This is a genomic window from Paraburkholderia sp. GAS334 (genome assembly GCF_050436625.1).
GTDB lineage: Bacteria > Pseudomonadota > Gammaproteobacteria > Burkholderiales > Burkholderiaceae > Paraburkholderia.
The window spans coordinates 239,285-256,173 of record NZ_JBNDMO010000005.1; the positions used below are offsets into that span (position 1 = coordinate 239,285).

A 16,889-nucleotide genomic window follows, 5' to 3' on the forward strand; every position below is an offset into this window, starting at 1 on the left:
CGAAGCCATGACCGACCCGAATCGAACCGCCTTTCAGAAGGACACAGCCATGACCGTGGAAAGAACGTCAATCGACACGCTGGTTGTCGGCGCCGGCCAGGCCGGCGTCGCCATGAGCGAACACCTGAGCAAACTTGGCGTGCCGCACCTCGTCCTGGAACGCGATCGTATCGCCGAGCGCTGGCGCACGGGGCGGTGGGATTCGCTGGTTGCCAATGGCCCTGCATGGCACGATCGTTTCCCCAATCTTGAGTTCGACAATCTCGATCCAGACGCTTTTGCCTCGAAAGAGCAGGTTGCGGATTATTTTGTAGCCTATGCCAGGAAGTTCGACGCTCCTATCCGCACCGGCGTGGAAGTGAAGAAGGTTGTGCGCAATGCTGGCCGGCAGGGTTTCACCATCGAAACATCCAAAGGCACGATCGAGGCCAACCGCGTGGTTGTCGCGACCGGACCTTTCCAGCGCCCTGTCATTCCGCCAATCGCGTCAGGAGCCGGGAATCTCACACAGATTCACTCCGCCGACTATCGCAACCCCGGGCAATTGCCCGAAGGAGCCGTTCTGGTGGTGGGTGCGGGGTCGTCGGGTGTGCAAATCGCGGATGAGTTGCAGCGGGCGGGCAAGCAGGTCTATCTGTCGGTTGGAGCGCATGATCGTCCCCCGCGTGCATATCGCGGCCGCGACTTCTGCTGGTGGCTGGGCGTTCTCGGCGAATGGGATGCGGAGGTCATGAAGCCCGGCCGGGAACACGTCACCATTGCAGTGAGCGGTGCGCGTGGCGGTCATACAGTGGACTTCCGGCGTCTTGCGGACAAGGGAATAACGCTCGTTGGCCTGACGAAGTCATTCGATGACGGCGTAGTGACGTTCGAATCGGATCTTGCGGTGAACATTGCCCGAGGCGACGAGAACTATCTGTCGCTGTTGAACGCAGCTGACGCATATGTTGCCCGCAACGGTCTCGACCTGCCGGAAGACCCGGAAGCCCGTGCCATTCCTTCGGATCCGGAATGCGTGACCCATCCCATTCTCGACCTCGATCTGGCGAAGGCCGGCGTGACCTCGATCATCTGGGCAACCGGCTATGCGGTCGATTTCAGCTGGCTGAATGTCGACGCCTTCGACGAAAAGGGCAAGCCGAAACACCAACGAGGCGTGTCGAGGGAACCCGGCATTTATTTCCTCGGTTTGCCATGGCTGTCGCGTCGCGGCTCCGCTTTCATCTGGGGCGTCTGGCACGATGCCAGGCATATCGCCGACCATATCGTTACACAGCGAAAATATCTCGCTTACCGCGATGCCTCGCAACGTCATGCAGACGACCATCGTGAGGAAAGCCCCGACGGCGCACACCGCGATTCGCGCGTGCTTAAAGCTAGCGAGATGGGTGTGAGTTGATGCCTGCTCCTGCTTAAGCTGCGATCCATTTCTTCCAGGCATTGAGGTGCATTGATGAGCCAACCTACGCATACCCGCATCCGCATGTTCAACACGAAGGATACGTATCCGAACCAGACGCTCGACAACGATCTTTGTCAGGCCGTGCGCGCTGGCAACACCGTCTACGTGCGCGGCCAGGTGGGTACGGATTTCGAAGGCCGCCTGGTAGGGCTCGGCGATCCGCGTGCCCAGGCCGCGCAGGCGATGAAGAACGTCAAGGAATTGCTTGAAGAGGCGGGAAGCGATCTGTCTCACATCGTCAAGACAACAACGTTTCTGATCGACCCGCGCTATCGTGAGCCGGTGTATCAGGAGGTCGGAAAGTGGCTGAAGGGCGTGTTTCCCATTTCAACCGGTCTGGTGGTGAGCGCGTTGGGGCAGCCGCAGTGGTTGATGGAGATCGATGTGATCGCGGTCATCCCGGATGGCTGGAAGCCGAACCAGGCCTAAGGAGTCAGCAATGACATTTTCCGTTATCGGACGTTGCCCGGAAACCGGTCAGCTCGGGATCGCCATCAGTTCATCCAGTATCGCGGTGGGCGCACGATGTCCGTGGGTACGTGCAGGAGTGGGCGCGGTGGCGACGCAGAACGTCACGCTGCCTGCGCTCGGTCCGCAGATTCTCGATCTCCTCGAAAGCATGCAGCTCGCTCCTGAGGCGGCGCTGGAGCGTGCGCTCAATGCGAACGACTGGAGCCAGTATCGCCAGGTGACGGTGATCGATGGTCAGGGTCGTACGGCGTTCTTTAGCGGTAAGGAAGCCCTTGGACTACACAACGCCGTGGCGGGAGAGCAATGCGTAGCCGCCGGCAACATGCTGGCGGGTGTTGAAGTCATCGAAGCTATGATTCCTGCATTCGAGAATGCGCACGGCATGCTCGCCGACCGGCTGCTCGCGGCCATGCACGCCGCGATGGCCGCCGGTGGCGAAGCGGGGCCCGTGCACTCGGCGGCGGTCAAGGTAGTGGGCGACCTGACCTGGCCGATCGTCGATCTGCGGGTCGACTGGGCGGATGAAGACCCGATCGGCCAGCTCGACGGTCTATGGCAAGCCTATCGGCCGCAGATGCAGGACTACGTCACTCGGGCGTTGAATCCGACCGCGGCTCCCAGCTACGGAGTGCCGGGCAATGAATGAAATGTCCAGCCGTGAGCTGCTCGAACGGCTGATCGGCTTCGCCACGGTGAGTCGGGATTCCAATCTGGAACTGATCGATTTCATCCGGCAATACCTTGCGGAACTCGGCGTCCAGAGCGAGCTGTTCTACAACTCTGAGTGCACCAAGGCCAATCTGTTCGCAACCATCGGCCCTCGTGACCGGGGCGGCGTCGTGCTCTCCGGCCACACCGATGTGGTCCCGATCGATGGTCAGGCCTGGACGCTCGAGCCATTTCGCCTCACCGAGAGAGAGGGACGGCTATACGGCCGCGGCACGGCCGATATGAAGGGCTTCATTGCTTCGGTGTTGGCGGCGGTACCGCTCTTTCTCAAGCAAACGCTCAAGTTGCCAGTACACCTCGCCTTCTCCTATGACGAGGAAGTCGGATGCCTGGGTGTGCGACCGATGCTGGCCGAACTGGAAAAGCGTCTGCACAAGCCAGCCTTGTGCCTGATCGGCGAACCGACCGAACTCAAACCGGTGCTGGGCCACAAGGGCAAGCTGGCGATGCGCTGCCATGTGAAAGGCGCCGCCTGCCATTCGGCCTACGCGCCCTTTGGTGTCAATGCCATTCAATATGCGGCGCGACTGATCGGCCGGCTAGAAGAGATCGGCGAGCAGTTGTCGCAGCCTGAACATCATGATCAGCGCTTCGATCCGCCGTTCTCGACCGTGCAGACCGGCGTGATCAACGGCGGTCGCGCGCTCAACATCGTGCCGGCTGAATGCCAGTTCGATTTCGAAGTGCGCACTCTTCCGGGCTTCGATGCCCTTAAAGTGGCAGATGAGTTGCAGACCTATGCCGAGGCTGAGCTGCTGCCGAAGATGCGTGCGGTGAAATCCGACACCGACATTCGCCTTCAGGCGCTAAGCGCGTATCCGGGACTGGCCACCCCGCCCGACAGCGAGGCGGCACGTCTGTTGACACTGCTGAGCGGCTCCACGGAGTTCGGTACGGTCGCCTTCGGCACCGAGGGCGGACTCTTCAATCAGGTGGGCATTCCCACGGTGGTCTGCGGACCGGGAAGCATGGATCAAGGGCACAAGCCGGACGAGTTCGTAACGGTCGAGCAACTGGGCAACTGCGATGCAATGCTGGCTCGCCTGGCGGACTATCTCTCGACCGCGTCCTGACGCGCCAACGCCAAGAATCTGCCGTAGCGCCGCTTCATCAGGTAGCGAGTCGTTCCCGGTAGAAGTCCCCGAACATTGGGCCGGCCTAGTCGGTTAGCCACGCTTGAGCGTCGCTTTCCAGCGCTAAAGAAACCGTGGACACGTTGAATCTGGCGTTGGTTAGTGTTTCAAAGGGCAGCGATGCCTCGTAACCAATGAGGCGGCATTCGTCACGCTGTTCAACGACAAGTTCAAAACCTGATTCGCTCTTCGTGTATCGAACCGCCCGAGTGAGATGGCACGGATTCGCCGCCCCATTCGGGCTTAGGGACGTGATCGAATCATTTCCGGCAACCGCGGCACGTTGCGCATAATATTCCACGTGTCGATGGCGCGGCTTCACGGCCTCCTGCCATGCATTGCTCAATGGCCGCTAGCCCTCTGGCTGTGAAGCGACGTTTTCGAGCACCTTGATCATGAAGAGGAGAGTACTGATGTCGAATGAGATGAACACTCGTCGTCGATGCTTTCTTGGGACGGCAGCCGTCAGCGTCTGCGCGATGGAGCTGGTCTTGAGCGGGTTGGCGCACGCGCAGTCCGCAGGCCAGGACGCAAACCCGCACGCAAACGCAGCAGCGTCGAATGCATCGTTTGCCGAGATCAAGCAGATCGACGCCGGCGTGCTGAACGTCGGATACGCGGAAGTCGGCCGAGGCAACGGCCCGGTGGTGATCTTGCTCCACGGCTGGCCTTATGACATCCACAGCTTCGCCGACGTCGCGCCTCGGCTCGCGTCCGCAGGCTATCGGGTAATCGTTCCGTACCTCCGCGGCTATGGCACGACGCGTTTTCTTTCCGGCAATACGGTCCGCAATGGCCAGCAGTCGGCGCTCGCCGTCGACCTCATCGCGCTGATGGATGCGCTGAAGATTCAGAAGGCGATACTCGGCGGCTTCGACTGGGGCGCGCGCACAGCCGATGTCGTCGCCGCGCTGTGGCCAGAACGCTGCGAGGCATTGGTCTCGGTGAGTGGCTATCTGATCGGTAGCCAGGCGGGCAACAAGGCGCCCTTGTCGCCGAAGGCGGAGCTCGCATGGTGGTATCAGTTCTACTTCGCGACGGAGCGCGGCAGGCAGGGCTATGAAGCGAATCGGCACGACTTCGCGAAGCTCATCTGGCACCTTGCGTCGCCGAAATGGAACTTCGACGATGCGACGTTCGAGCGATCTGCACGTGCTTTCCAGAACCCGGATCACGTTGCGATCGTGGTCGACAACTACCGCTGGCGATTGAGTCTCTCGAACGGGGAGCCGCAATACGACGCGCTGGAAAAGCGTCTCGCGGCCGCGCCGGTCGTGACCGTGCCGACCATCACCCTCGAAGGCGACGCGAACGGCGCGCCCCATCCGGAGCCCGAGGCGTACGCGAAGAAGTTCGTCGGCAAATACGCGCACCGCACCGTCACAGGTGGAATCGGTCACAATCTGCCGCAGGAAGCCTCCAAGGCGTTTGCGGATGCAGTGATCGAGGTTGCCAGCTACTAGGCGCTCACGCACAACCGCTCAGCAAGTCACTCTGCGCTGATGGTCGTCACAGGTTTCCACTTGGCGCCTTTTACCTGATAGAACGTCGACGTGGGGTGTTTCAGGTCACCGTACGAATCGAATTCAATCTTTCCCGTGATGCCGTCGTACTGCATAGTTCGCAACGTAGGCATGAATACTTCGGGTTTTGCGGAATTCGCCTGTTTCATAGCGTTGATAGCCACCCACGCACAGTCATAGGCGAATGGCGCGTAAGTCAATGTATCCGCGCCAAATCTCTTTTTGAATTTTTCCGCGAACGCTTTGCCTTGGGGAAGGGACTCGACAGGCCGTCCGTACTCCCACGCCATTGCACCCTCGGCAGCACTGCCCGCGACGCCGAGGAAGATGCTGTCGGCAATGCCCCCGCTTCCTACGAACTGCGTCTGCATACCGAGTTGTCTCATCCGCCTGGTCAGGAGCGCCGCCTGGTTATCAAGGCCGGCAAAGTACAAGAGGTCTGCGTTTGCCGCCTTGATATTCGTGAGCTGCGCGTTGAATTCGACGGCCTTGTCGTTGGTGTATTCCGACGCGACAATTTGGCCGCCGGCCGCAATGACCGCCTTCTTGAATTCTTCCACGCCCCCCTGGCCAAATGCCGTGCGGTCGTCCATCACTGCAATGCGCCGCGCCTTGGTGACCGTTACCGCGTACTTTCCTGCGTTGCCGGAGTTCTGTGCGTCGGTGGCGATAATACGGAAGACGTTCTTCAGCCCTTGCCTGGTTATGGCCGGGTTGGTGGCGGCGGGGTCTATCAACGGAATGCCGGCCTTGGCAAATATCGGCGACGAAGGCAACGCGACCCCGGAGTTGTAGTAGCCCACCACGGCCGCTACCCCATCGTCGACGAGTTTCTGGGCTACTTGCACGCCAATGCGCGGGTCGCCCTGATCATCCACCGAGTCCAGCTCGAAGCGCACCTCCTGCCCGCCGAGCTTCGTGTGCTGGGCGTTGGCTTCTTCGATGGCGAGACGAACACCATTCTCGATGTCCTTCCCGTTGGCGGCCCCGGCTCCCGTCAACGGGGCCGACACGCCAATCTTCACGACCTGCTGCGCGATCGACTGGTTACTCGCAATTGACATCGCGACGGCAGTCAGCGCGGCGGCAAAATATCTTCTCGAGGTGTTGAGCATCGATTCGCTCCCGAATGTGACAAGAATCGGCGCGAGACAGCAAACACGCGCTGACAAAGCGATTTCACAGATTGTTTTGGTGCATCCTGCAGCCAGGCAGCGTGCCCCGAATGCGCGATGTTCTCGCTCAAAGCAATGACAGGCGGATCAAACGAAAATACGAACGGCCTGTTAAGACAGTACTTCCCTAAAGGGACCGACCTGTCAGTGTATTCGCAGGCCAAACTCAACGCCGTGGCGAGACGATTGAACGAGCGTCCGAGAAAGACCCTGGACTACGAAACGCCAGCCGAGCGATTCCAGCAAACTATTGCATCCACTGGTTGAATCCGCCGAGCGAAGCCGACGTCTGAATGTCCGAGATGCGGTGCGAGCGAATGACCCTTCATGGCCGGGTGCTGCCCGATGCAATCGGCATACGCCGCCTGAAACTGCCGAGCCGGCGATCGGCAGCACGCGACCCACAAGAGGCGGTCGCGTCTTCCCGAAGCGGCCGTTCGCGAACGAACAACGACGCGGCGGGCAGTCGTGACGGCGGGTTTCCTCAACGCTTGGGACGAGAAAATATGTTGACGAGATTGCCGTCAGGGTCGCGCAGCAAGAGCGAGCGATTGCCCCACGGCATCAACGTCGTCGGCATCACGATGTTTGTCCCGGACACATTCATCCGTTCGAACACCGCGTCAACGTCCTCCACTTCGAACTCCAGGATCGCCGATTGATTTGCAGCCGCAGTTGCAGCACCGACATTGAAAAGCTCGATCAGATGCTCAGACGATATCGCAAGCGTCGCTCCCCCGAATCGTATTTCGGCAAATCCATCGGCCGGACGTACAGCCTCGATACCGGAAAGCCTTTGATAAAACTCGACCAGCCCATCGATATCCCGGGTAACAACACGAACCGATGCTAACTTCATTTTGAGCTCCTCGCCAAGAAAGGAAGCTCAGTCTAATGGTCGATACTGTCAGATTCTGGCAGTATCGTGCGGCTGGCGACGTGATTGAGCCTGCGCCACTCACGAAGCAGTGTTGACCGCCTTTGGGGGTAGCGCTCTTCCAACTGCTCGACGTTCGAGATCCGGTCCGAACGGAAATTCCGAAAATCAGCTCGAAGCTCGCACCAACACATCAGGACCCGCGCCTGGTCGAAATACACCAAGGCAAAGGGCCAAACGATACGCCGCGATTGAATACCACTGGCGTCCACGTATGTAATATTGAGCTTATGCTCTTCTCGGACTGCGGCACGCAGAAGGTCAGGTGAGACTTTGTGGGCAGGTCTCTTCAACGGCGCGCCGACTAGCAGCGAAGACTCCTCCAGTTCGCGACGCAGTTCAGTGGGCAGTACGGCGGCTATCTTCGCAAGCGTGCTCAGCGCACCGGACGATAGCGTCTTGTCGCAGCGATCGGCCACCCAACGCATGCCAAGAACCAGAGCGTCGAGTTCCTCTGAGCGAAACATCATGGGCGGCAGCATGAAACCCGGTTTCATAACGTAACCAACGCCCGGTTCTCCCTCGATCATTGCACCTTGCGCCTGCAAACTGGCGATGTCCCGGTATAGCGTGCGGATACTCACGCCGAGCTCCTCGGCCAGGGCTTGGCCACGCACGGGACGTCGATAACGACGTAACACTTGCAGGAGATGAAGGAGACGTTCGGAGCGGGACATACGTGAATCCTGATATCGACACTGAAGTAAATCGACGACGCTATCGGTTACTTCAAGTCGAATGCAATAGGTCGCGTCCAGACAGACAAACATTGCATTGTTGACGATCTATGCGACTCTGTCGAACGTCTCAATCTGGCCGTTCCCGGAAAGCCAGCCACTCAGGTCGAACGGCGCATAGGACACGCGTTTCGCTCATTTCGCAGGTGTCGCCGAAAGCGGTTCGAGCCCAGTCCTCGAAATCGCGGGCGCCGCGTCCGGCGACGACAGAAAATGAATCAGCGCCTCTGCGCCGGCTGGATTTTTCGCATTGGTGGCGATGCCCCCGGAGAACACCGTGTACCTCTGCACTTCTGCGGGCAAACTGCCGACCACCGTCACCCCCTTCACCGGCAACAGTTCGACGACCTGCTGAATTCCGATCTCAGCTTCTCCATTCGCGACGGCATCGGCGACCTGCGCAGCCGGAATCATGCGGCTCTTGCTCTCCATCGGCCCCGCGATGCCGAGACGCCAGAACAGTTCGCTGCCGACATAGACGCCACTCGGGCTGTCCGGATAGACGATCGACTTCGCTGCGAGCAGCGCTCGCCGCAATGCGTCGGCCGAGCTGATATCCGGCTTCGGCGTCCCCTCGCGAACCACCATGCCGATTGCCGAGCGTGCGAAGTCCACCTTACTGTCAGGCAAGACCCTGCCCGCATTGATCTGTTCATCGAGCGCATACCCAACCACGATCAGCACGTCGGCCCACTCGCCGCGCGCAAGCCGCACAGGGATCGCATTCGCGGCCGTACCCACCGCGGGCCCCCAGACGGTGATTAGCTTACGGCCGGTCGCCTCCTCGAATTGCGGGCCCAGTTCGCGATAGGCTGACGCAAACCCGCCCGAAATCATCACCTTGACTTCGTCTGCCAATGCGGCCCCGCTGCCCAGTAACGCGCCCGCTACGCAGAACGCGAGTGCGCGAATCGTCAGCTTGCCGATGGTCACGGCCCCGCCCTATGTCGATCGGATGACCCAGTCCGGATATGCATCGAGTCCGGATGCCAGTCATGATGTTAGCCGGCATCGAGTGCGGCAGCGAGACTGCCGCAAACCTGTCAGCTCACTACCGCCGTCGACGGGCGCTGTTCGACCCGCAGCGGTCCTCTACCTTTCCCCAAACCGGACATTCGTGGTTGTATTGAAGGTTCGAATGGTTGACACGTGTCTCAACTGCAAGGGCACTCGATGTAAGCTGACGCAAACTGCCTTCTTCGTGATGCAACCCGGCATGGCAGTCCTTCAGGACGCGCCTCCGGAGAGTTATACGCGTCAGGTTTAGATAAGATGCAGCCAGAAAGCCTCGCCGGACACGGACGAGGTTTTTATGCGGATGACACCGCATCCAGTCCTGTCAGCGGTTTTCAAAAATAGCTGGTAAGAGCTGAGGGCTTAATGCAGCGCCGCTACGTAGCCGCGCTCGCTACGATCGGTCTGCTGCGACATTCCGCCGGCAAGGTTCGGTTCGCGCCAGCGGACCTGCTCAGCAACCTTCAGCGCTTCTCGCAACCGCTGTTGCCATGAATTAACGTTGGCGTCGCACCAACGTAATACGTCACGCCGTGACGTAGCCCGACTCGGCCAACAGGCACGCGCAGCGAACAGAGCAGTGGCGAACAATCCGCTACGAAGCGCGGCGGATTTAGTACGGTCAATCGGTACTTTCTTGACGCGCAAGGCGGGCGAGGTCCAGATTGCTACGGTCATCCGGCATCCATCACTATGCACGTTTTGTCCGGGCGAACGTCGTCTCTGTCCGTTGAGGAGAACGCGGCTCAGGCTCTAAATTGGCGTCATTGAACCCACCGGGCGCTTGCGAGAAACAAGGTTACCTCGCGCGCCACCCCGCCCGAGCAATCCGCCAGCGCAGCGGTATGTTCGGGCGGCTCTAGAGGAGACACCGCCATGGCCCATCAGATAACCCTCCGTTTTGAGGACGGAGTGACCCGCTTCATCGAGTGCGAGGAGGGCGAGCGCGTCACCGATGCCGCCATTCGCGCCAGGATCAATATTCCACTCGATTGCCGTGATGGTGTGTGTGGCACCTGCAAGGCGGTCTGCGAGTCCGGCGAGTACGTTCTGGGCGACTGCGTGGAAGATGCGCTTAGCCCGGAGGAGGCGAGCGCCCGCAAGGTTCTCACCTGCCAGATGAGCCCACGTTCCGACTGCGTGATCCAGATCGCCACGAACTCCGATGTCTCGGGTACCGGCCCGTCCTCCCACAGGGGACGGATCGTCGCCTGCCAACGAGCGTCAGACACCACGATCGCCTTCTCGGTCGAGCTCGACAACCGCGCAGATCTCAGCTTCCTTCCTGGGCAGTATGTCAACATCCGGGTGCCCGGCACCGATCAGACACGGTCCTACTCCTTCAGCTCGGGGCCGTCCGAGCCGCACTTGTCCTTCCTTGTGCGCAATGTGCGTCAAGGGGTGATGTCGACCTGGCTCTGCGAAACCGCCAAAGTAGGGGACCCAATCGAGTTTCGCGGCCCGATGGGAAGCTTCTACCTGCGCCCCATCGAGCGGCCGGTGCTGTTTCTGGCGGGTGGCACGGGCCTCGCGCCGCTCCTCTCAATGCTGGACAAGATCGTCGAGGACGGCGGCAGCCCGTATCCGATCCACATGATCCTGGGTGTGAACAGCGATGAGGATCTGGTTGGCATCGACCGGCTCGAAACCTATGCGCAGCGCCTGCCGAACTTCACCTATGCCTGCACCGTCGCCAGCCCCGACAGTGCCCATCCCAACAAGGGCTATGTGACCCACCACATCAGCGCCTCCCAGCTCAACGATGGCGATTCGGACGTCTACCTCTGCGGGCCGCCGCCGATGGTTGATGCGGTGCGCAATTATCTGTCGTCCGAAGGGCTGACGCCGTGCAATTTCTATTATGAGAAGTTCGCCGGCACCGGCCTGGTGGTCCAGACCGGCGAGGAGCGCATCGCTCCTGTTGATGTCGATGAAGCCTTCGACCTGCGCATGGCTCTCGAACTGGGGGCGGCTCAGCTGACCATGGGCCGGCTGTCGAGCGAGCAATTGATCATCTTCCGCCAGCTCGCCGAGGCGACAGCGCAGTTCGTGTCCGGGCGGCGCTTTACCGATGTTCCACGCTACATCGAGGCAAATCACGCCTTCCACATGTTCGCGATCGAAGCTTCCGGGAACGCCCAGCTGATCGCGCTCTACCGGCAACTTGCCGTGCAGGACTACATCGCTCGCGCGCTGACCAACCAGATCGAGATCGTCGGCGATATCGTCCAGCAGCACCGGGACATCGTCGCCGCCTTCGAACTGGGCGACCTGAACGCGGCACGGGACGTGATTGCGCTGCATGCGCTCCATTCCAAGGCCACGATGAGCCGGGCGCTGGAGCGTATGACGCTGGGCAAGACGGCACCCATGGTCGCGGCGCCACCCTCTCCCCCGTCTGCCGTGCCGCAGAGCGTGCCGCAGATTTGCCCATTCACGGCCAGGACCCTTCCGCCCTATTCACACGAACTGGACTGGCCCGAGGGGCTGGAGCCATTCAAGGTGGTCGATGACGGCTCGCAAGGCGACCCTTACGAGCACTACCGCTGGATGCGCGAGCACGCGCCGGTGCTGCGTTGCCAGTCGGCGACTTCGGACGTGTGGTTCCTGTCGCGCTATGACGATGTCTACCAGGCGATTCGCAACCCGAAGCTGTTTTCCTCCGAGGTCGTCAGCCCGCCACCGCTGACGTTCCTGACGCTGTTCGATGCGCCCGACCATTCGCGGTTGCGCAAGGTCGTCCAGCCGTCGTTCCTGCCGCTGGCGCTCGATCCCTTTATCGAGCAGATCGGGCAGAGAGCGGAGGACCTGCTCGACGTGATGATTGCCAAAGGCGGCGGCGATGTCGTCAACGATTTCGCTATCCCGCTCAGCATCTCGACCATCTCCACGATGATCGACGTGCCGAACGAGGATGAGGAGAAGATGAAGTTCTGGTCGGACGAGACCTTTAGCTACTTCGGGCGGATCGCCCGCAATGCGCCGGGGACCGGCACCGACGAGCAGAGCGCGCAGGCTTTCTTCGCTTACCTGAAGGAAGCGATGGAGCGGCTCGCTCGCACCGACAGCCAGTCTATCGGCGGGCACATCGCGCGCATGTGGAAGGACGGGTTGCTTTCGGAAAAGGAAGCGAAGGAGCTGTGCGCCTTCGTCTTCATCGCCGGGCACGACACGACGACTATCCTTGTCGCCAACGCTTTTCGCATGTTCACCGAACAGCCGCATCTGCTGGGACGGATCCGCGAAAACCCCGCCGACGCTGACCGTCTCGTCGAGGAGGTGGCGCGCTATCGCGGGACCGTCCAGCGCGTGAGCCGCATCACCACCGAGGCGACCACGGTCGCGGGCGTCGATCTTCCCAAGGGCGCGGTGGTGCGCTTGCTGCTGTCGGCTGCGAACCGCGACAGCCGCAAGTTTGCCGACGGCGAGACGTTCGACATCGACCGCGATTCCGACGGCCATTTGGGTTTCGGCAACGGCATGCACAAATGCCTTGGCGCACCGCTCGCCAAGCTGGAGACGCTGATCGCGACCAAGGCTCTGGCCCGCAAGGTTGGCGATATCGCGCTCGATCCTGCAAGGCCGATCCAGTATGTGCGGGGCAACAACCTGACCAACTCCGGGCCGGAACACCTGTTCGTAAAGTTCCGTGGGTTACCGGCCTAAAGCGGATGACGGGGCGCGGTCGAGTCAGCCCGCTCCGCCCTTTTCAGGCGGCAAGGATCGGTCGTGGGCCGCAGAGCGGTATTCGGTTGGCCGGAGTCCCGTCTGCTTGCGGAAGAAACGACCGAAATAGGCCTCGTCCTGAAAGCCCAGTTCACTGGCGATCTGCTTCACGCTTAGCGTCGAATAGCCGAGCAGCCGCTTGGCCTCATGGATCGAGCGTGCATCGATTGCCTCGATAGCCGAGACCCCGAAGGTGGCACGGCAGATGCGGGAGAGCTGGCCGGTGCTCACGCCCATTTCGTCGGCATAGCTGGCGACCGGCCGCCGCTCACGACAATGCCTGTCGAGTAGGGCGCGGAACCGTTCGATCCGCGCGGCCATGGTCCGCTGCTCGGAACTGGCTGAAAGCCGGGCGCTCTCGCTGAGGCGCCCGATCTTGACGAACAGGGTGATCGCCAGTGCTGCGCCTGCGGTGAACTGCCAGCGCTCGTGGCTCTCAGCCTCGTGCCCGATCGACTGAAACAGGGTGTCCAGAGGTGTGCCGCGCTCGACGTCGGGATCGATCGACAGCACCGTCGGCGTGCGGATGAATTCCAGCAGCTCGGGCGCGGCCGTCATAGCCAGCGATTCCAGCGCAGACTGCGCGGCGGTGATGACGTGACCGTCGATGTCGCTGCGGAAGTGAAAGCCGTGGACCGAGCGCGCTGGCACGACGATCAGGCATGGCGCTTCGACTGTCCAGGTCTTGCCGTCGATGAAGGTCTCGCCACCCCCGGCGGTGACGTAGAGCACCTGGATCAGCGCGTCATGGACGTGCGGCTTGATGTCGAAGTCGAAACGGCCGGCACGCAGGGGAATGCGTTCGTAATGGACCATGTCGACCCAGGATTGATCGGCTTCCGCGCCATAGAGCGCGAAATGCAGAACGGTCCGGCGGCGCTGTTGGTCATTGGCCATGATGCACGTTATGTCCTGCTATATGTGATCTTTGTCCATTGTTCCACAGGCGCTTGAGGCGTTCAATGGCGATACAGATTTCAGGAAGCAAAATCGCATGGAAAATTTCAGAAAGGACAACTACATGAGACAGGAACTTGAAAATCGCGTGGCTGCCTCGACCCCCTACTGGCTGAACCTTGACGGAAAGGTCTGCGTGGTCACGGGTGCGGGCAGTGGCATTGGTGCCGGCATCGCGCGCGCCTTCGCCAATGTCGGAGCACATGTGGCGCTCGTGGATCGGAATCTTGCCGGCGCTGAAGCTGTCGCCGCCGAACTTCGGAAGGCCGGTGCGGTGGCGCAGGCGATCGGCTGCGACGTGTCGGACGAGCCCTCGGTTGCCGCGGCTGCCGGCGAGGTTCGCGCAGCACTCGGGCCGGCCAGCGTGCTTGTCAACAATGCAGGGCTTCTGCGCGCTGGACCTCTCGAGACGGTCTCGATCGGGGACTGGAACCAGGCCATCGCCGTGAACCTGACCGGCTATCTTCTGTGTGCTCGAGCTTTCGGGCGCGACATGCTGGCGGCGGGCAAGGGCAGTATCGTCCACGTTGCCTCGATTGCGGCGCTCAGTCCGCAGACCAATAGCGGTTCCTATAGCCCGAGCAAGGCGGGCGTGCTGCTGCTCTCGCGGCAGTTGGCGGCGGAGTGGGGTCCACGCGGGGTGCGCAGCAACTGCGTGCTGCCCGGCATGATCCGCACCGCGCTGTCCGCGAAGTTCTACGAGGAGCCCGGCTTCGAGGCTCGCCGTGCCGCCGCGACCGCGAGCCGCCGCATCGGCGAGCCGGAGGACCTCGCCGGCCCAACCCTGTTCCTCGCCTCTGACCTGGCCGCCTACGTCAATGGCGCGGAGGTGCTCGTCGACGGCGGGCTCGATTGCATGCTGATGGACATGGTCCCTCGCCCCGGTTTCAACGCCACCCCAGCCGCGTGAGTCTCATTACACCATAACGACAAGGAGAGTGGATATGGCCAAGGAGATCACTTGCGATCTGGTCGTGGTCGGAACGGGTGCTGCGGGCCTCGCGACCGCGATCACTGCACGCAAGCGCGGCCTCGATGTCATCGTGCTCGAAAAGGAGCCCGTGTTCGGTGGTACCACCGCGCTGTCGGGCGGGGTCTTGTGGATTCCGCTGAGCAAATATGGCCGACAGCAGAACCCGGCTGACACCGTCGAGCGCGTGCGCGAATACATGATGAGCGAGACGGGCAACAACTACGATGCCGCTGCGGTCCAATGCTTTATCGAGAACGGGCCAAGAATGGTCGAGTTCTTCGAGCGAGAGACCGAGATGAAGTTCGTGCCCACGCTCTATCCGGACTATCACCCGGATGCGCCCGGCGGCGTCGACATCGGCCGCTCGATCCTCGCCGCGCCCTATGACATTCGCGGGCTCGGCAAGGACATGCGCCGTCTCAAGCCGCCGCTCGAGACGATCACCTTCATGGGAATGATGTTCAATTCCTCGAACGCGGACCTCAAGCACTTCTTCCGCGCGACCAGGTCCATTGTTTCGTTCTTCTACGTAGCCCGGCGTCTGGCTACGCACATCAAGGAGCTGGCGCTTTACCGGCGGGGGATCAACGTCACGAGCGGCAACGCGCTCGCCGCGAGGCTCGCGAAGTCGGCGCTGGCGCTCGACATTCCGATCCTCACTTCGACGCCCGTGAAGGAACTACTGAGCGAGGACGGCAAGGTGGTCGGCGTGCGCGCGACCGCAGCGGACGGTGACCTTCGGATCGCCGCGCGGCACGGCGTCGTGCTGGCTTGCGGCGGCTTCCCCCACGATCTCAGGCGCATCGCGCAGGTCTATCCGCACGTGAAGCGCGGGGGTGAGCATCTGTCGCCTACTCCCGTCGGCAATACGGGCGACGGGCTAACCATGGCGGAGAAGATGGGTGGTGCCGTGGCGCTCGGCTTCGCCGATGCGTCGGCCTGGATGCCGGTCTCGAGGGTGCCCTTCGGCAAGGGCCGCACAGGCGTATTCCCGCATCTGCTCGACCGCTACAAGCCCGGCGTGATCGGCGTGCTGCAAAGCGGTCGGCGCTTCACCAACGAATCGAACTCCTACCACGATGTTGGCGCGGCGCTGATGCGCGCCTGCGAGGGTGAAAGGGAGACGGCGATGTGGCTGATCTGCGATAAGGTGGCGCTCGGCAAGTATGGACTCGGCTACGCCAAGCCCGCGCCGATGCCGGTGGGGCCGTTGTTACGCAAAGGCTACCTCGTCAAGGGCGAGACGATCGGCGAGCTGGCGCGCAATTGCGGCATTGTTCCTGATGCGCTCGAGATGACGGTCTCTGCCTACAATCTCGACGCCGAGCGCGGAGAAGACCCGGCGTTCCATCGCGGTCGCACATCGTTCAACCGTTATCTCGCCGATCCGGACAACAAGCCCAATCCTTGCGTTGCGCCGATCGCGACCGGCCCCTTCTATGCGGTGAAGGTGGTGATGGGCGATCTGGGCACGTTCGACGGCCTCAGGACTAGCGTCACCGGCGAGGTGCTGCGCGCCGACGGCAGTCGGATTGAGGGCCTTTACGCGGTCGGTAATGACCGGCGCAGCGTGATGGGCGGCAACTATCCGGGCGCCGGTATCACCCATGGGCCCAATATGACTTTCGGCTATGTCACCGGCAACGCCATCGCGACCAGAGCCATGACCTGCAAAGAGAAGGTGCGCGCATGAGCACCCACCCAATGTATCTGGCAAAGCCCGTCGTGGATTTCCGGGTCTACACTATCGCGCTGCGCAAGATGCCCGAGTTTCTCGAGGTGTTTGACAGGCTCGCCATGCCAATCCTGCTCGAGACGCTTGGACATCCGCTCGGTTTCTGGACAAGTCTGGTGGGGCAGCAGAACCAGTTCACCCACCTGTGGGGGTATGACGATCTGGCGGACTACGAACGACGGTGCCTTGCACGCGACACGCATCCGGATTTCCCGGCCTATCTCAAGGCGTCGGGCCATCTGATCACGGCACAGGAGACACGGCTCATTCGTGCCGTCGCGCTGGCTAGTGTCGCAGAGTAAGCCGATGCTCGAGAG

The 16,889-nt window shown here is 61.5% G+C and carries 16 protein-coding genes and 1 pseudogene; 10 read left to right on the forward strand and 7 right to left on the reverse strand.

Features of this window, described 5'->3' with window-relative positions; genetic code table 11:
* The first annotated feature begins 49 nt into the window (after nucleotides 1-49).
* Genes P3T21_RS11945 through argE form a run of 4 tightly spaced genes read left to right on the forward strand, consistent with a single transcriptional unit; the run spans nucleotide 50 to nucleotide 3,735 of the window.
* Nucleotides 50-1,399 (forward strand): flavin-containing monooxygenase, encoded by a 1,350-nt coding sequence (locus P3T21_RS11945; protein ID WP_429256134.1) that lies wholly within the window; start codon nucleotides 50-52, stop codon nucleotides 1,397-1,399.
* Nucleotides 1,400-1,453: 54 nt separating this feature from the next.
* The gene (locus P3T21_RS11950; RefSeq protein WP_429256135.1) at nucleotides 1,454-1,891 is read left to right on the forward strand and encodes a RidA family protein; all 438 of its coding nucleotides are present in this window, start codon (nucleotides 1,454-1,456) and stop codon (nucleotides 1,889-1,891) included.
* A 10-nt stretch (nucleotides 1,892-1,901) separates the two neighbouring features.
* The gene (locus P3T21_RS11955; RefSeq protein WP_429256136.1) at nucleotides 1,902-2,579 is read left to right on the forward strand and encodes a DUF1028 domain-containing protein; all 678 of its coding nucleotides are present in this window, start codon (nucleotides 1,902-1,904) and stop codon (nucleotides 2,577-2,579) included.
* The gene (argE, locus tag P3T21_RS11960) at nucleotides 2,572-3,735 is read left to right on the forward strand and encodes an acetylornithine deacetylase (protein WP_429256137.1); all 1,164 of its coding nucleotides are present in this window, start codon (nucleotides 2,572-2,574) and stop codon (nucleotides 3,733-3,735) included. The genes P3T21_RS11955 and argE overlap by 8 nt, the downstream gene beginning before the upstream one ends.
* An 85-nt stretch (nucleotides 3,736-3,820) precedes the next feature.
* Here the strand turns inward: argE and P3T21_RS11965 are convergent, their stop codons facing one another.
* Complete coding sequence (locus P3T21_RS11965; protein ID WP_429256138.1) at nucleotides 3,821-4,141, reverse strand: hypothetical protein; 321 nt, start codon at nucleotides 4,139-4,141, stop codon at nucleotides 3,821-3,823.
* Between the two features lie 67 nt (nucleotides 4,142-4,208).
* On the opposite strand from P3T21_RS11965, the gene P3T21_RS11970 reads away from it, so the two are divergent.
* Nucleotides 4,209-5,258 carry an alpha/beta fold hydrolase gene (locus P3T21_RS11970; protein ID WP_429256139.1) on the forward strand — a complete coding sequence of 350 codons (1,050 nt, stop codon included), beginning with the start codon at nucleotides 4,209-4,211 and terminating at the stop codon, nucleotides 5,256-5,258.
* 26 nt (nucleotides 5,259-5,284) lie between these two features.
* Here the strand turns inward: P3T21_RS11970 and P3T21_RS11975 are convergent, their stop codons facing one another.
* Entirely contained in the window at nucleotides 5,285-6,433 is a 1,149-nt protein-coding gene (locus P3T21_RS11975) for a branched-chain amino acid ABC transporter substrate-binding protein (protein WP_429256140.1), read from the reverse strand.
* Nucleotides 6,434-6,577: 144 nt separating this feature from the next.
* Here P3T21_RS11975 and P3T21_RS11980 point away from each other — a divergent pair.
* A pseudogene (locus P3T21_RS11980) lies at nucleotides 6,578-6,760 on the forward strand (transposase); the annotation flags it as partial.
* A gap of 217 nt (nucleotides 6,761-6,977) precedes the next feature.
* Here P3T21_RS11980 and P3T21_RS11985 read toward each other — a convergent pair.
* The 4 genes from P3T21_RS11985 to P3T21_RS12000 all read right to left on the reverse strand — a co-directional run bounded on the left by P3T21_RS11985 (nucleotide 6,978) and on the right by P3T21_RS12000 (nucleotide 9,859).
* Nucleotides 6,978-7,352: a VOC family protein gene (locus tag P3T21_RS11985; protein ID WP_429256141.1), complete on the reverse strand. Its 375-nt coding sequence runs from the start codon at nucleotides 7,350-7,352 to the stop codon at nucleotides 6,978-6,980.
* Between the two features lie 32 nt (nucleotides 7,353-7,384).
* A complete protein-coding gene (locus P3T21_RS11990) occupies nucleotides 7,385-8,107 on the reverse strand; it encodes a helix-turn-helix transcriptional regulator (protein WP_429256142.1) in 723 nt (240 codons plus the stop codon).
* A gap of 195 nt (nucleotides 8,108-8,302) precedes the next feature.
* Nucleotides 8,303-9,100, reverse strand: coding sequence for a substrate-binding domain-containing protein (locus P3T21_RS11995; protein ID WP_429256143.1), 798 nt, complete (start codon nucleotides 9,098-9,100; stop codon nucleotides 8,303-8,305).
* A 444-nt stretch (nucleotides 9,101-9,544) separates the two neighbouring features.
* A complete protein-coding gene (locus P3T21_RS12000; protein WP_429256144.1) occupies nucleotides 9,545-9,859 on the reverse strand; it encodes a hypothetical protein in 315 nt (104 codons plus the stop codon).
* Between the two features lie 198 nt (nucleotides 9,860-10,057).
* Here P3T21_RS12000 and benC point away from each other — a divergent pair, with 198 nt between their 5' ends.
* Nucleotides 10,058-12,847, forward strand: a complete 2,790-nt coding sequence (benC, locus tag P3T21_RS12005) for a benzoate 1,2-dioxygenase electron transfer component BenC (protein ID WP_429256145.1) — start codon at nucleotides 10,058-10,060, stop codon at nucleotides 12,845-12,847.
* Nucleotides 12,848-12,871: 24 nt separating this feature from the next.
* Here the strand turns inward: benC and P3T21_RS12010 are convergent, their stop codons facing one another.
* On the reverse strand, nucleotides 12,872-13,804 hold the full coding sequence (locus tag P3T21_RS12010) for a helix-turn-helix domain-containing protein (protein ID WP_429256146.1): 933 nt from the start codon (nucleotides 13,802-13,804) through the stop codon (nucleotides 12,872-12,874).
* A 124-nt stretch (nucleotides 13,805-13,928) separates the two neighbouring features.
* On the opposite strand from P3T21_RS12010, the gene P3T21_RS12015 reads away from it, so the two are divergent.
* Genes P3T21_RS12015 through P3T21_RS12025 form a run of 3 tightly spaced genes read left to right on the forward strand, consistent with a single transcriptional unit; the run spans nucleotide 13,929 to nucleotide 16,874 of the window.
* A complete protein-coding gene (locus P3T21_RS12015; protein WP_429256318.1) occupies nucleotides 13,929-14,774 on the forward strand; it encodes an SDR family NAD(P)-dependent oxidoreductase in 846 nt (281 codons plus the stop codon).
* 34 nt (nucleotides 14,775-14,808) lie between these two features.
* On the forward strand, nucleotides 14,809-16,530 hold the full coding sequence (locus tag P3T21_RS12020) for an FAD-dependent oxidoreductase (RefSeq protein WP_429256147.1): 1,722 nt from the start codon (nucleotides 14,809-14,811) through the stop codon (nucleotides 16,528-16,530).
* The gene (locus P3T21_RS12025) at nucleotides 16,527-16,874 is read left to right on the forward strand and encodes an NIPSNAP family protein (protein WP_429256148.1); all 348 of its coding nucleotides are present in this window, start codon (nucleotides 16,527-16,529) and stop codon (nucleotides 16,872-16,874) included. The genes P3T21_RS12020 and P3T21_RS12025 overlap by 4 nt, the downstream gene beginning before the upstream one ends.
* The last annotated feature ends 15 nt before the right edge of the window (nucleotides 16,875-16,889 follow it).

Excerpts from the sequence above, each read along its gene's own strand:
- P3T21_RS11945 (WP_429256134.1), top strand. The coding sequence starts at position 50 with ATGACCGTGGAAAGAACGTCAATCGACACGCTGGTTGTCGGCGCCGGC.
- P3T21_RS12020 (WP_429256147.1), top strand. The coding sequence starts at position 14,809 with ATGGCCAAGGAGATCACTTGCGATCTGGTCGTGGTCGGAACGGGTGCT.
- argE (WP_429256137.1), top strand. The coding sequence starts at position 2,572 with ATGAATGAAATGTCCAGCCGTGAGCTGCTCGAACGGCTGATCGGCTTC.
- P3T21_RS12025 (WP_429256148.1), top strand. The coding sequence starts at position 16,527 with ATGAGCACCCACCCAATGTATCTGGCAAAGCCCGTCGTGGATTTCCGG.
- P3T21_RS11985 (WP_429256141.1), bottom strand. The coding sequence starts at position 7,352 with ATGAAGTTAGCATCGGTTCGTGTTGTTACCCGGGATATCGATGGGCTG.
- P3T21_RS12015 (WP_429256318.1), top strand. The coding sequence starts at position 13,929 with ATGAGACAGGAACTTGAAAATCGCGTGGCTGCCTCGACCCCCTACTGG.
- P3T21_RS11950 (WP_429256135.1), top strand. The coding sequence starts at position 1,454 with ATGAGCCAACCTACGCATACCCGCATCCGCATGTTCAACACGAAGGAT.
- benC (WP_429256145.1), top strand. The coding sequence starts at position 10,058 with ATGGCCCATCAGATAACCCTCCGTTTTGAGGACGGAGTGACCCGCTTC.
- P3T21_RS12010 (WP_429256146.1), bottom strand. The coding sequence starts at position 13,804 with ATGGCCAATGACCAACAGCGCCGCCGGACCGTTCTGCATTTCGCGCTC.
- P3T21_RS12000 (WP_429256144.1), bottom strand. The coding sequence starts at position 9,859 with ATGACCGTAGCAATCTGGACCTCGCCCGCCTTGCGCGTCAAGAAAGTA.
- P3T21_RS11990 (WP_429256142.1), bottom strand. The coding sequence starts at position 8,107 with ATGTCCCGCTCCGAACGTCTCCTTCATCTCCTGCAAGTGTTACGTCGT.
- P3T21_RS11955 (WP_429256136.1), top strand. The coding sequence starts at position 1,902 with ATGACATTTTCCGTTATCGGACGTTGCCCGGAAACCGGTCAGCTCGGG.
- P3T21_RS11970 (WP_429256139.1), top strand. The coding sequence starts at position 4,209 with ATGTCGAATGAGATGAACACTCGTCGTCGATGCTTTCTTGGGACGGCA.
- P3T21_RS11975 (WP_429256140.1), bottom strand. The coding sequence starts at position 6,433 with ATGCTCAACACCTCGAGAAGATATTTTGCCGCCGCGCTGACTGCCGTC.